Origin of the sequence: Gracilibacillus halophilus YIM-C55.5, assembly GCF_000359605.1 — a bacterium.
GTDB classification, from domain to species: domain Bacteria; phylum Bacillota; class Bacilli; order Bacillales; family Amphibacillaceae; genus Gracilibacillus; species Gracilibacillus halophilus.
On sequence record NZ_APML01000006.1, the window covers coordinates 1 to 15724 of the forward strand.

Genomic DNA, 15724 nt, shown 5'->3' on the forward strand with positions numbered 1-15724 from the left:
GGCGATTATGCAACGGCAATCGCCCGTTATAACGCTATTTTAAATGCGCCCGGAGTCAATGACGCATTAGTAGCACAAACCGAGAAGCATTTAGCGCGTGCTGAAGAGGAAAAATCTGTACCAAAAGCAGATGCTATCTATGAAGAGGCAACGACGAATAATACTGTATCTGGTATTTTCAATGCCTATCTCAAAGGATATAACTGGTATCCAAATGATAACCGTTTTGTTGAAGGACTAAAGAACAGCGAAGAGCAATTGTTTGATTGGGCGGTCAGACAACACCATAACGCACGATATTCAACTGCAATTAAAAGATATGAAATGATTATCAACGCACCAATTGCTGAAGAAGATTTACTCAATCGTGTGAATCGTAAGATGGAGCAAGCTCAAAATGAAGAGCGTCCAGCGGATGTGATCTATCAATTAGCTCAAGAAGAACCGACGGCATCTGGTAAACTAGAATTAAATCTAGAAGGTTATGAGACTTATCCTGATGATGATAGATTCAATGAAGGATTAAAAAATAGTACGGATGCATTGTATAAATGGGCAACATCAAAACATCAATCTGGTAACTTCGAAACGGCTAATGATCGTTATGCAAAATTATTAGAAGTACCGAATTTAAGTTCAGAACTCGAAAAATTAATCCAGATAAGAAAGAGCTATGCAGAAGATGGCCAACGTACACCATCCGTTTCCGGTTTTCTGAATGAAGCAGAAAATGAAGATTATTCTTCTGCTAAACTTAATGTGTTAGCTGATGGATATCACATCCATAATGGCAATCAACAAATTGTAGAGCACATCAATCAGGCAGCCGCTTCATTATTGAATTGGGCAACTTCGAAACATTTGGAAGGTGAGTATGATACTGCTGAAGCACGGTATCAAAAAGTTCTTAATACACCAGGTATCTCTGACAAGAATAAAGAAGTAGCAGAAAGTAAACTTCAATATGCTGAAAATGATGAACCACTACCAAATGCTGATGACTTGTATAATGAATATGAGCAAGAAACAACAGCATCTGGTATGCTAGAAACGAGCAGTTTAGGATACAGACTTTATCCGAATGATCAACGTTTTGAAGATGCGCTTTATGAGAGTGTCGATGCCTTGTTGAATTGGGCTACGAGCCAACATGAAGAGCAACGTTATGATACAGCTGCTGATCGTTACAGTAAAATTTTAGCTACACCCGTCATTGATCAGCTATTGGCGAATGAAGCTGAAATCAAATTGGATTATGCTGAAGATCAGCAATCTATTCCTTCAGCAGACAATCTATATAGCCAAGCTGAAAGTGATGGGACAGCATCTGGAAGTTTTGAATTATTTGAGAAAGGGCTGATTTTATATCCTGATAATCAGGAATTATTGTCAGGTCTAAACTCAAGTGCGATGAACCTATTCTTATGGGCGAAAAATCAACATGAAGACCGCCGTTATCAAGTTGCTATCAAACGGTATGACAAATTGATCAATTCGCCTGTTGTCTCAGATAGTATTAAAAATATCGCTTCTAGAAATAAAGAAAATGCACAGAACCAGGAGTTACCTACAAGACAAATCATTGATCGTACGTATTCTCAAGATACCATATTCGAAGCATTGAATTCACAATTAAGTCTGTCGATACCACCACAAACGGATAAGTATCGTAATGACACAGGATATATTCATAGTGATTATGTATCCAGTGAAAATACTGGAGTCATCACAGGTAGTGGTGTTAATTTACGTGTAAATCCGAACCTGAATGATGATCCACCATACAATGTTGGTGAAGGAACTACTTTCAAAATGCTTGGTACAGTTGATGGAGAAAATGTGTCAGGTAGTACGAAATGGTATCACATTAAATATGACGGTGAAGAATTGTATGTTCATTCGAGTTTAGCAAAAGAGACAAGTGGATTGAGTCTGACACAGACGGCAAACGTATATGAAAAAACAAGCACCGATAGTCATGTATTTGACACGTTAACAGTAGATGACAATTTAACGGTGGTTGAAAAAACTGGTGATTGGTATGAAGTTGAATTGGGTCTATGGACAAATGCAAAATCATCAGAGGTGATGAGCTATCTTAATCCTGAAAACAACGACGTATACCAACACTTAGTTCTTGATTCAAGCCCTGGCGTAACCGCGAATCAGCTCAATCGATTGTTAACTGGTAGAGGAATATTAGAAGGAGCGGGACAGGCATTTATTGATGCTGGGTTAGAGCATTCGGTAAATGAGGTTTATCTGATTTCTCATGCAATACTAGAAACTGGAGCTGGAACAGATAATGTATCACCACTTGCCACTGGAGTCAAAGTTGGTAAAAATGATGATGGTGACTTAATGTTAGTTTCATCTGAAAACGAAGATAATTTAAGCTCAATCAAAACAGTTTATAATATGTTTGGTATTGATGCAGTAGACGATAATGCTTTATCAGCTGGAGCACGCAAAGCATATAGAGAAGGTTGGTTCTCACCAGAAGAAGCCATTAAAGGTGGGGCAGAATTCATAGGTGAGAGGTACATCCATAGTTCCTATAATCAGAATACACTCTATAAAATGCGTTGGAATCCAGAGAATCCTGGTAACCATCAATATGCAACAGACATGGGATGGGCTGTGAAACAAGTAAGTACGATGAAAAATATGTATAACCAGTTAGACAACCCAATCTTGCACTTTGACATTCCAGAATACCGCTAACAAATAAGCCTAGACAGTATTTTTAACTGTCTAGGCTATTTTTAGTATCGATTTTATCTAAAGTTATTTCTATATGTTCTTGCAATGGGGGAGCAAGTGTTTTGGCAAATGTCGCACTGAAATGGTGTGAATCACGATACACGATAATATTATTTAATACAGGATAACAAGTATCGTCATCGCAATAATAATCACTTAAATCTGCAAAGGTTACATTGTTAGGTACATCCTCTGTGTTTTCCCATGGTTTTGTATCTGCTAAGACTTTATCACGGTCAGTAGAGCATTCTTCGATACCTTTTTCCTCGATACATTGCGGTATATCCTCTGGCATATATGGATTATCTCGGACAGCAAACACATGTGTATTCCCTTCGAGTTTTTCCCACATTTCGAGATACCCCTGTGGAATTGTTTCTCCCTTTGAAACACTAGCAGTAGTAAAAACTAAGTCAGGGTTACTTTCAATTAAAGGTTCGACGACATTCTGATTCCAAGTCATACATGATTCAGATAGCACACCGTCAAAATCTTTTGTTGAGAATCGACAAGCATCTTTAATATATAAGTCAATTTGCAAATTCAAATTCTTTGCAATTTCCATGAGTGGTGTATACCAATGTCCTGAATGTGATCCCCCAATGAGGGCAATGGTATAACTAGGATTTTCCGTTTCACCAACGGAACAAGTCTTTACTTCAGTTTCGGTCATTTTTGTGTAGCACTCGCTTCGATCGTAAACTTTTGATAAATCTTCAGGTGCCTTAAGTAGACTTGGTATTAACTCATTGTTTGAAGATGTTGTATCACTATTTTTAGCTAACCGTGTACTCACTGTCTTAATCGAATCTTCGGTTGTACTTGCTGTAGTTGATTGTGTAAAGTACATATTCCAAGCTGTTGACATTGCGATGACCGGAATAAGAAATAATAATAGAATTGTCGTTAATCGTAACTTCGCTGTTTGCACACTTACCTTTCTTATTGGACTTTCTATTATTCTTGAACTAATGAAGGACAGCACAAACGCAATTAAAATGATATATAATCCATCGACAAACGGCACAGAATCGACATTGAAATGAGTGTAATAGAATATAAGTATGGGCCAATGCCATAAATAAAAGGCATAGGAAATACTACCGAAAAAAAGAAATGGTCGTGTCCCTAGCAAATGATGAACACTAAACTTATGATTGTTCTCAGCAGACACAAGAACGAGAATCACAGCAGTTGTTGGAATTAATGCTGCAAAACCTGGAAACGTGTTGGACACAGGAATCATCACACCAGTTAATGAGATAACTGCAACACCCATCCAGCCAATGATTAAATGAACCATACGGTTAAATTTTAAGTACGGTATAACGAGTGCTAATATACCACCTAAACTAAACTCCCACACTCTAGCAAAGGAATCAAAATAAGCCCATGACTGATTATTGGATGTGATATACATTGAATAGCCAAGTGATATGATAAAAACGAAACTTAGTGAAACGAGTAAAGTTTTTCGAATAGGTGTTTTTAACAATCGTTTGCTAACAAAAAACACAATTAAAATCAGTAAAGGCCAAGTAATATAAAACTGACCTTGAAGTGACAATGCCCAAAAATGTTGCAAAGGACTAGCACTATTATTTTGAGCAAGATAATCGATAGCATTGTTAGCTAATTGCCAATTTTGATAATAGAAAATCGAAGCAAATATTTCTGGGATCGTTTCTCCCCAACGCGATTTAGGTAATAGATAAATAGACATGACTGTTGTGAAGAAAATAACAATTAGAGCTAATGGAAGCAGTCTTCGAAACAGTCCAAATAAATAGTCGAAAAAACGTATTGTCCCATCTCTCGTAATTTTTGATACTAACGATGTTGTAATTAAATAACCAGACACAATAAAGAAAACATCTACACCACCAGATACAGAATTGATCCATATATGATAAATCGCTACTAATAATGCTGCTAGTGCACGTATTCCTTCTATTTCTGGGCGGAACCTTTTGTCTGGTATACGTAAATCGTTCATTTTATACCATCTCCAATAATGTTAAATAATTGAACAAAATTCATTTTATATGAATTAAAGGTAAATTTAAACCTTACATGTAAAAATTTTATAGAAAAATTCTTTAAAAAGAACTACTGAAATAACACAATTAAAATATACGCTCCCCCCGTAATTATCTTTTAAAAATGCGAACATTATGATATGATACGATTTGTAATTATACTGCAGTTTTTTGGAAATAATAGAAGTGAGTTAAAATATGGTAAGAGGAGTTGAAAGCTTGCTTAACGAAAAAGATAAAGATTATTGGAACCGCAGGATGTATATGTTTTATTATCAATATATCGATTTTTTAGTACGAGCTTTTGCTTCTGATGCTCACCGCTTATTAGACGTAGGGACTGCGAACACACAATATATAGAAAATTTTGAATGGATTCCGGAGAAATTCTCATTGGATATCGAAAATCCTTATCAATCACCAAACGTAACAGCAATTGAACAGGACTTTTTTCAATATACACCGGCTAGGGATTTTGATTTTGTTACCTGTCTACAAGTATTAGAACATATACCCAATGTAGAAGATTTTGCCCAAAAATTATTAGCGATCTCAGACAAAGTTTTAATTTCAGTTCCATATATGTGGCCAGAGGGATCGGAAGAAGGGCACATTCATGACCCGATAAATTTAGATAAAGTGAATCGGTGGATGGGTAGAGAACCATCATATTATATTATTGTGGAGGAACCTCTAAGGAATCCAAACACAGGAAAAAGCAAAAGGTTAATTTGCTATTATCAAAAAGACAAAATGAATTATGGCAATGCTTGGAAAAGGCTAAAAATCATTATAGGAGAATGAATATGGGGAGTAATTTAAAAGATGATATGAATATAGGTCAGAATCAAAATGATTTAATTGAACACATTAAAGAATTACTACAAGAACAAAATAATAATTATGAAATTTTAAGATTAGAAATGAAAGTACAAGACGTAAGAAATAGATTAAAATCTCTAAAAAATAAAAATAATGAGAAGCAACAAAAGATAATACAATTAGAAGAAAAAATTCATCACATGCAAAGGAAAACTTCAATGTTTAAAAGAAAACAAAGGCAATATCAAGAAAAGTATGATGTATTAACAAGCAGAAAGGCATGGAAATGGACCGCGCCTATTCGACGAATTGGAAGTATTTTGAAATGAATGCGATATTGCTATTATCTTTTACCGATAATGGAGGAGTTTAGAATTGAAAAACCATGATACAAATAAATTAGATCATAAAAAGGATACAATCACTAACTTGATTGATTTGATAAACGATTTAGAAACTGACCTGGAACAAGAACAGAGGTTGGAAAAAGAATTAGAAGAAAAAATTGATAATTTACAGATTGATCATGATGTAACGAAAGCACAATATAAAAAAGAACTTATAAAGAAAAAGAAAGCTGAAAAAAAATTATCTAAAGTAGAAAATAGTAGATCGTGGAAATTAACTTTTCCAGTAAGACAATTTCTTGCGACTATTGGTAATAATAGCAAAAGACGGAAAATTTCGACCGAAAATAGTAGTTCTGACAATACGCTAGCAGTAAAAGATGATAGTTTGAAGTTGCTAAATAGAAAATTATGGGGTGGGTTTGCAGAATATGCACTTGAGGAACTGGAGAAAGTCAAACAGTCACCTACACAACCTAAAGGCGAAAGAATAAAAGCTGCACGTTTCGTAGCACGTTGGTATTATGATAAGCAAGAGTATAAGAAAGCTCTTGAGGGTTTGTATTTCATTACAGAGATTAGTACTGAACGGATAACATTGAACCGTATTATACCTGAGGTCAAAGTGTTATTAAAGTTAAATGAGGTCGAAGTTGCCAGACATAAATTATTAAAATTACTTGATCATATCGGTGTAGATTCAGAAGTGTTACTTGGATTTTCTCACGTTGAAAGTCACCCTGAAGAAAGAATGAAGTGGCTAAATCTTATATATGAAAAGAATGGTTTTGAGCAAATCCAAAAGATAACAGACGCTTCACCCATCTCTCTACAGAATATCGAGTCTAGGAAAATCGATAAAAATGAGAATTTGGAACAATATAAAGTGACAATTCTAATTCCAGCTTATAATGCAGGAGATTCGATTCATATAGCTTTAAATAGTTTACTGAACCAAACAATTACGAATGTAGAAATTATCGTGGTGGATGATTTTAGTACGGACAATACAGCGGATGTTGTTCAGAGTTATGTAGATAATGATACTCGAATTAAATTAATCAAAAAAGAAATAAATGAAGGAGCATATGCTGCTAGAAACACAGGTTTACAATATGCAACTGGTGATTATATTACGGTTCATGATAGTGATGATTGGTCCCACCCACAAAAACTCGAAACTCAGTTGAGAGAAATTGTAAGACATCCAAATGCTATTGGTTCGATATCTTATTTAATCCGTGTATATGATGATTTATTTCCATTAAATGCTGGAACAGTGTTAAATGAACGTTTTAACATTATGAATTATTCATCACTTTTGTTTGATAGAAAAATACTTTCTGTTGTTGGTGGATGGGATAGTGTCCGAGTTGCTGGGGATTCTGAATTTGTATGGCGAATAGAGAAAATATTTGGAAATGAAAGTATATTACGTGTAGAACCAAAAATCCCATTATCATTAGCTTTATCTGCTCCGCAATCACTTACGGGTCAAAAAACGACAAATATTAAGTCCATTCATTTTGGGTTGAGAAAAATTTACAGAAATTGTTTCCAATGGTGGCATGACTCAGTGAATGATATGGACGAGTTGTATCTTGATCCGAAAAAAATAAACAGAAAATTCCCTTGTCCATCTCCTAATTTAATTCATAAACCAGAACATAATGTTTATGATGTAGTATTTATTGCAGATTTTACATTTGATAGAGATGAACAACCTTTGAAGGAGCTTATGGATGATGCGATTGCATATGGAAAAAGTATAGGTATCTATCATTGGCCATATTACCAAGAAGATGATATCAATCAGCCGATGGCTGATTATGTGTATGCTTTAGCTTTAAAGCATAATATACGCTTGCTTGTCCCTAATGAAGAGATAGAAGCAAGCAAACTATATGTAGGCACATCTCATATTTTGGATTATAAATTAGAAAGCGGTCCTAAGATTAACACAACAGATGCAGAAATATTAAACGACCAGAAAGAAAATAAGGCAGTAATTGAGCAAAGAATAGAAAACTTAGCAGAAGTTTGCTCTATTCAAACAAAAGCAATTTCCTATAAAAAATAACATGAAAAATAAAGGAGATCGGGAAAAAAGAGTAATTGGACAGGAAAATCCGAACATAATAAGCGTAGGCAAAATACGGAGACTCCTGTGGAAACTCACGCGAGCTGAAGATCCACAGTGTGAAGAACTCTTCTTTACACAGTTAGCTGAAGCCGTGTCCACGGAAAGCGAAGTATTTTGCCGACGCGTTATGTGTACGCAGAGATTGTTCGGATTTCGTTCTTCCTATTTAGTTTTGTCCCAGTCTCTGTTTTTTTTATGACTAGGATAATAACTGATTATGTACACATTCAATAAGTTGTCGCATAAAATATTAGATTTTTTATCTAAATAAAGTGAAATCAGTCCTATATTACTAGTACTAATTTTAGTATAATAAATGAAAATGTGGTCAAAAGGGGGAATCTAGTTTGAAAAAATCATTACTAACTATTCTTTTAATTTTGTTTTTGTTATTGCCGTTAACGATTCAAGTATCAGCCGAAGTAGAGTTCGACACTGTAGATGAGTGGTTGACATATGCAGAATCACATAATAAAGCCTCAAAAATTTTAGATGCTTATCAAAATGCATATCAACAATACCCAGAGAATGAACAGATTATAGCTGGATTGCAAGATGGAGCCTCTCAGTTGTTAGACTGGGCAACTATTCAACATGTTAATGGAAATATAGAAACAGCAAGAAATCGATATGAATTTATCTTAAATACGCCTGAATTAAACGAAAATATTCAAACTGAAGTGAACAAGAAATTAGAATATGCTGAAAACGATCAAGTGATACCGACTGTTACAGATATTCAAAATCAAGCAGATCAATTACATAAAGCATCTGAAATATTGAATGTATATAAAAAAGGACATCAGTTATATCCTGATAATCAAATGATTGGATCTCGTTTAAATGATAGTGCAGAATCTCTTTACCGTTGGGCGAAGACAAAGCATAAAGCAGGTGAGTTTACAACGGCTGAAACCCGCTATCAACGTATTTTAGACGTACCGACTTTAAATCAAGAGTTAAGAGGAGAAGTAAGTAAACATTTAGAATATGCTTCTAAACAACAGAAATCGCCGAATCAATTATTAGAATTAGCTCAATCTTCAAATTATGCCTCTGAGATTGTAGATCTTTATCACAAAGGGTATCAGTTATATTCTGAGGATACTAGATTCCAAGATGGATTACGAAATGCAGCTGAGAATTTGCTTGATTGGTCAACAAGAAAACATATTGATGGGAATATTGAAATAGCCAAACAACGCTATGAAAAAATCAATGCTCTGCCAGTATTAACGGATGTGTTAAAAAAAGAACTACGATTGAAACTAGATTACGCTAATGATAATAGAAGTCTACCGACTGCATCAGATATTATTAAAAAAGCAAAGAATTTATCAAAAGCATCAGATATAGTAAACACTTATCAAGAGGGCTATCAATTATATCCTGATAATACTGATATAGTAAATGGCCTACAAGAAGGTGTCCATTCTTTATTGAGTTGGGCAGAAGGTCAACATAAATTAAAACATTATAATACGGCGGTTGACCGCTATGAGAAAATCATAAATACACCTGCTTTAGAGAATGATGTGAAGCAGAAAGTAGAAAATAATCTAGCATATGCAAAGAATGAACAGATTTCTCCAAATCAATTGCTGGAAATGGCAGATGACACAAATAAAGCTTCCAAGATGCTGGAGATCTATTCTGAAGGCTATGAGTTATATCCAGAAGAAGACCAATTTGAAAAAGGGGTACAAGACGCAGCTAGAGCCTTGCTAAATTGGGCTACTTATCAACATCAAGAAGGTCGCATAAAAACAGCAGAAACTCGTTACCAACGCATTATAAATAGTCCAGTAAGTGATGATATGATTCATAAAGTTGAACAACGTCTGGCTTATGCAGAGCAGGGCGACATGCTTCCTTCTGTAGCAGAATTTTATGACAAAGCAGAACAAACGAATAAAGCATCAGAACAATTGCAAATATTTACGAATGGGTATGATTTATACCCTAATAATAGTGATTTGAAAGATGCATTAAAAGATAGTGTAATTAATTTATTGGATTGGGCAACCATAAAGCATCAAAAAGGGAAAATTGAAACAGCAGCACTACGTTATGAACGAATTAAAGGAAATCCTGTTTTAAATCAAACATTAAAAACAGAGTTAACTCGAAAAATAGATTTAGCTGAAGAAGGGAAGTCCTTACAAACGGAAAATGAGTTAATCAATCAAGCAGCCAAAGCTTCTAAAGCATCAGAGCAGTTGGACATTCTTGTGAATGCTTATCAATTATATCCTAGAAATGAAGAACTGGCACAAAAGTTAGAGCAAAGTGTTATAAATTTACTAGATTGGGCGACAAGAAAGCATCGAAATGGATCAGTAGACACGGCAAAAATTCGATATCAACGAATTTTAGATACTCCAAACTTAAATAAACAAATTAAAGATGAAGTAGACAAGAAATTAGCATATGCTAATAATTCACAGCCGTTACCCGAAATTCGTACTATCTTAGATAATATTAAACAGTCTGATAGAGCTTCAGAAATGCTTTCTATTGCGATTGATGGTTATGATTTATATCCTCGTAATCGACAAATAGAAAATGCATTAAATGAAAGTGCGCAAAATCTACTTAATTGGGCGATGAGTCAGCACCAAGATGGTGACTTTTCTACAGCGATTGATCGATATGAAACTATCATTCAAACTGAAGGAGTTAACTATGGAATTATATCACGAGCAAAAGAGTCACTAGCATTAGCTGAAAATAAGGAACGTATACATCTAGTCAATGATATAGTTAATGGCAATGTCGCTAACTACTCTTATAAGCAAATGAGATCAGATATTCAAAAGTTAGAACAATCTTATGGCGATCTGATTGAAACACGTATAATAGGAAATTCTGTTGATGACCGCAACCTTTATGCGGTGAAATTGGGAAATGGTGATCAGGAAATTTTCTTTAACGCTGCACATCATGCACGTGAGCATATGACGACAAACGTCTTAATGGAAATGATTGACGAATATGCACAAGCATACAATTTAAATGATCGATATAATGGTTATGATGTAAGAGATATATTGAATGAGGTATCTATATGGTTTGTTCCGATGGTAAATCCAGATGGTGTTATGCTTGTACAAGAAGGAGCATCTTCAGCGGATGACCCGAGCGAAGTGATTTCGATTAATAACGGCAGCAGAGATTTCGATCGTTGGAAAGCCAATGTGCGTGGGGTAGACTTAAATCGACAATATCCTTATCTATGGAAAACGGTAGCGAATAATCCTGGTTATCCGAATTACATGAATTATAAAGGTCGTGCTCCTTTAACGGAACCAGAAACAAAAGCGATCTATGACTTTACCAATAATCACAATTTCTTAGCTGCGATTGCTTACCATTCGTCCGGTGAATTAATCTATACAAGATATGGCTTCGATTCACATTCTAGAAATGTAGCTGAAGGTGTCGAACGAATTACTGGTTATCAACCAATTGATTTACAATCAAGCACAAGTGGAGCGGGTTATACTGACTGGTTTGTAAAAGAGAAAAACCTTCCGGGTATTACACCAGAAATATCCCCTTATGTCGGTGAAAGACCTGTACCTTTGAGCAATTGGAACAGTATTTGGAATGAAAACAAAACAGTAGGGCTGTATATAGCAGATTATATTCGTGACAACTTTTAACATGATCCCCCTTTTTGTGACTAAGGGGGAGGGGTACTCTTGGTTGTACTTAAGATTAAATTTATGTTAACAATTACACAAAATAAAGGAGATAAAATAATAAAATTCTTTTAAGTAGAGGTATCAAAAATGTTAGGTTTTAAAGAAGTTTCAACAAAATTTAGAAAACTGAAAAAAGGTCAGTTAGAATTTTTGGATGAACCGTTTATCTTATCTGTAGAAAAAAAAGGTGTAAATTTTGAATTTTTAATAAGAGTAAATAAAAGTAGTGATAAGGCGATCGCACTCGGATCAGGAGCATATGATGCTACATCTGACTTGAACCCCCCTATTTTTCAAAGACACAAATGGATGAAACACTTTGGAGAGAATTTAATTTACTATAATGATCCTACACTGTATGCAGGGCAAATTAATATTGGTTGGGGATTTGGTGATAAAAAGAGACACTATCTGTCGGAAATAGCGGAAATTATAGATATACTACTGTCATTAATGGGAATTGACAGGAAAAAAACATTATTTTATGGAAGTTCTGCAGCTGGATATATGTCATTAATGCTAGGTGGGTTCCTACAAGGATCAAGTGTGTTAGTTAATAATCCTCAGACGATTGTATGGAACTATTATGATCGACACGTAAATTCGATGTTTAAAGCGACTTTACCGAAACTAACAAGGGAACAAATTATTGAGAGGTATCCGAAAAGATTGAATGTCGCTGAATTTTATAAAGATATTGAATATGTGCCTCCAATACGGTATTTGCAGAATTTATCAAGTACGAGAGATGTTGATAAACATATGAATCCATTTTTTTCTGGTATTGCTGGATTGGAAGATCGAGTATATTCACAAGCGATTGACTTAGTTTTGTATGCAAATGCGGAACTTGGACATAGTCCTTTAAGTGCAAAGGATTCATTATATTATATCAATAAAACGTTAGATGAGATGTAAAGAAGAGCACACAATACTTTTTGCTGTATTGTGTGCTTAAAATATACTCTTGAGTATCTTTTCTTCATTTGGTTTAACAAGAACTTTTATTACGGAGTTGTTATCTGTTGCAAATGTTACGACTACGGTTTGTTTAGGGATTTCTAGGTTTACTAAACCATTCGCATAATATTTGACGCTGGCATTGTCCTTGTTTTGAACCGTATGTTGTCTACTCGTATTCAGTGATAGGAAAGCCATCTGTCGTATTGATTCCTTTGAATAGTCCCCTTTTGCTTCTACATATTGTTCAATCTGTGTTTCTAGATCTTGGTATTGATATTTTTGATAAAATGTATCTAAGTTAAATGGATCTTCTATAGGAGTGGTTTGAACTTCTCGAATGATTTCCTTATCTTTGTATTTAACAACTGGACCATAAGTATTAAAGTCATATTCCTTAGTTGGGACGATACTATTATCCCTTGTTAAGAAAAAAAAGGCTTGATCATCGGCCTGTAGCAACTCTCCATAATTGTAGGCTATTACTTTTTCTGATTTTGCTTTTTGTAATTCCTTTTCCGTAAAGTTGAACTTCTCATTCATATTCATCGTCATCATATATTCATATTTTGTGATGATAGCCCCTCTCTTAATAATGGTAATGATCTGATTTTTTTGTAATGAATCATTATAGGTATCCGTTACTAGTACTTTTGCTTTTGTATATGCCATTTGGTTCTTTTTATAAATGAAAGATTTTGTTCCTAGGATCCTTCCTTTAATTACAGCATCTGCATTGTAAACGAAATCTTCCAAGGTCGATTGATATAATATATCCTTAGTACTTGTTGGTGTCTGTTCAGCTGTATTAGGAAGAGAGCTTGCCTCTATTTGATAACCTTTGTCTTCTAACAGACTTTTTTCATAGTTGATATTGATTGTTGGCATTTCTTTGGTAGCAATAGAGTCCATACTGTGGCTGTCATGTAACGTGTAAATGGGTGATTGAATCGTCCATATGATGAAGCTTATAACAAGCATACATATAGCCGGTACGCTCGCCAACCGAATAAAGTGTTGTCGTCTCTTTTGTTGATTCGCATGAGACCATATATCAGAAAAATGAACGGAAGTTGATTGTAGATTTAGATTATCGGTCATTACCTTCTTAATCTCTTGATTTTGATCATTAGACATTTCTTATTTTCCTCCCATCCTATGTTGTATCATTTGTTTCACAACTTGCTCGTTATTTCTTAATTTATTTAATCCATAGTGCAGTCGAGATTTGCAAGTGCCTAAAGGTATACCTAATATGTTAGCTACCTCAAAAAGGGTATACTCAAAATAAAAATGTAAGATAATGATTTCTTTGCTTTTTCGTGGCAATCGTATAATTTCGGACCATAATTCTTCATTGGATTCTTTAGTAAGTACCGTATGTTCTATATGCTGTTGTTCTGTCGTGATGTTCGATTTACCAAAAACAGAAAAAAGTTTCTGTTTCCGCATGACATTACGGGTAATGTTTATTGTGATTTTATATATCCAAGGTTCTATGTTTCTTGAAGGATCATATAAGTGATATTTGCGAATGATTTGTATAAATGTTTCGTGAGTGATGTCATCAGCTAATCCTTTAGACTTTGTGAGAAAATAAGCAGTGCGATATACGAAGTTCGCGTATTTCTTATATAATTCCGAAAAATATTCTTTGCTTGGCGAATCATCCATATTTTCGTTCCCCCCTTCACCCTTACTACACGTGAAAAGCATAAACGGTTCGGTTTTATAAGCAAATTTCTTAAAAATAAAGCCCTTAACGTAATCGAAACGTTAAGGGCGAGTTTCATTTAATCGGTTTGTTCTGTATTTGCCTCGTCATTTGATTGGATAGATTCATCTACGTTTGATTCTTGTCCATTCTCTTCTTCATCCAACTCCAAATGTTCTTGTAATGTCTGTTTTTTCTCGGCTAGGTCGGCTTCATTTAATTGGTAATAGTAGATGCCTTCTAGCATTAAATCACTGCCATCAAGCGTAAATGTCTCAATGTCAAAGCTGCCAGATGTACCGTAGGAAACAAGACTTTTCATTTCATCGAATGTCATGTTCGTTGTCATGTTGTCTCCGACGGCTTCAAGCATTTCATCTAATTTTAACAAACCATTCACGGACGTCCCTTTTTGAATGATGGCTTGTAAAATATCTTGCTGTCGTTTGCCACGTTCAATATCATTATCAAGCTTACGCGTACGTGCTAGTGCTAATGCTTCTTCACCATTTAACTCTTGTTCACCAGGGTATAAGTGAATCGAATTTTTCTCATCATCAGAATTAGACTCAGAAAATTCATACGGAACTTCAGCGGTTATACCACCTAATGCATTAATCGCATCGACAAATGCATTGAAATTCAGCCGTACATAATAATCAACGGGAACATCCATCATCGTTTCTACAGACTCGATAGTAGCATTCACACCCCCAAAAGCATGGGCATGTGTAATCTTATCTTGATAACCGACTTCCGGAATTTGTACATAAGAGTCTCTCGGAATACTTAACATTTTAATACTGTTATCATTTTTGTTTAATGTGGCTAGAATTAAAGCGTCTGACAAGGCATTTCCTTCATTATCTCGGTGTTCACTGTTATCAATACCAACGAACAAAATGGACACGTGATCTTTACCGGGATCGACTTCTTGTGCACGTAATTCTGATTTTTCCCGACCATCATCTTCATAAGAATCATCTGCTACTTTCTGAGCTGTCGTAAATAAATCATAGGCATACACCGAAGTGACAGCAACAAGCAATAGCAGAGGGACAAGTATTGAAAACAAAATAATTTTGCGTTTTCTCTTTTTCTTCGTATGTTTCAATGTTTTACGTGAATCGACATCTTCTTTAGCCATATGCTCTCCCCCATAATTTCCTGAATTTCAGATAAACACTAAGCTATATTTTACTATGAAATGTAAATAAGGTAAATTGTTT

10 protein-coding genes are annotated in these 15724 nt (G+C 34.8%); 6 read left to right on the forward strand and 4 right to left on the reverse strand.

Going from position 1 to position 15724, the window contains the following annotated elements; translation table 11 throughout:
- Positions 1-2724, forward strand: a 2724-nt coding sequence (locus J416_RS14945; protein ID WP_003463531.1) for an N-acetylglucosaminidase, incomplete at its 5' end; no start/stop codon positions are given.
- 22 nt (positions 2725-2746) lie between these two features.
- On the opposite strand, the gene J416_RS01770 is transcribed toward J416_RS14945, so the two are convergent.
- The gene (locus tag J416_RS01770) at positions 2747-4759 is read right to left on the reverse strand and encodes an acyltransferase family protein (protein WP_003463534.1); all 2013 of its coding nucleotides are present in this window, start codon (positions 4757-4759) and stop codon (positions 2747-2749) included.
- 262 nt (positions 4760-5021) lie between these two features.
- On the opposite strand from J416_RS01770, the gene J416_RS01775 reads away from it, so the two are divergent.
- The 5 genes from J416_RS01775 (at position 5022) to J416_RS01795 (ending at position 12739) form a co-directional block, all read left to right on the forward strand.
- Positions 5022-5606 carry a methyltransferase domain-containing protein gene (locus J416_RS01775; protein WP_003463535.1) on the forward strand — a complete coding sequence of 195 codons (585 nt, stop codon included), beginning with the start codon at positions 5022-5024 and terminating at the stop codon, positions 5604-5606.
- Positions 5607-5608: 2 nt separating this feature from the next.
- On the forward strand, positions 5609-5953 hold the full coding sequence (locus J416_RS01780) for a hypothetical protein (RefSeq protein WP_003463548.1): 345 nt from the start codon (positions 5609-5611) through the stop codon (positions 5951-5953).
- Positions 5954-5999: 46 nt separating this feature from the next.
- Positions 6000-8051, forward strand: a complete 2052-nt coding sequence (locus J416_RS01785) for a glycosyltransferase family 2 protein (protein WP_003463550.1) — start codon at positions 6000-6002, stop codon at positions 8049-8051.
- A gap of 410 nt (positions 8052-8461) precedes the next feature.
- Positions 8462-11779 (forward strand): M14 family metallopeptidase, encoded by a 3318-nt coding sequence (locus J416_RS14950; RefSeq protein ID WP_003463552.1) that lies wholly within the window; start codon positions 8462-8464, stop codon positions 11777-11779.
- 129 nt (positions 11780-11908) lie between these two features.
- Entirely contained in the window at positions 11909-12739 is an 831-nt protein-coding gene (locus J416_RS01795; RefSeq protein ID WP_003463554.1) for a hypothetical protein, read from the forward strand.
- A 36-nt stretch (positions 12740-12775) separates the two neighbouring features.
- On the opposite strand, the gene J416_RS01800 is transcribed toward J416_RS01795, so the two are convergent.
- The 3 genes from J416_RS01800 to J416_RS01810 all read right to left on the reverse strand — a co-directional run bounded on the left by J416_RS01800 (position 12776) and on the right by J416_RS01810 (position 15642).
- Positions 12776-13918, reverse strand: a complete 1143-nt coding sequence (locus tag J416_RS01800; protein WP_003463556.1) for a hypothetical protein — start codon at positions 13916-13918, stop codon at positions 12776-12778.
- Between the two features lie 3 nt (positions 13919-13921).
- Positions 13922-14455 (reverse strand): RNA polymerase sigma factor, encoded by a 534-nt coding sequence (locus tag J416_RS01805; RefSeq protein WP_003463559.1) that lies wholly within the window; start codon positions 14453-14455, stop codon positions 13922-13924.
- A 119-nt stretch (positions 14456-14574) separates the two neighbouring features.
- Positions 14575-15642: an LCP family protein gene (locus J416_RS01810; RefSeq protein ID WP_003463563.1), complete on the reverse strand. Its 1068-nt coding sequence runs from the start codon at positions 15640-15642 to the stop codon at positions 14575-14577.
- Positions 15643-15724: the final 82 nt, after the last annotated feature.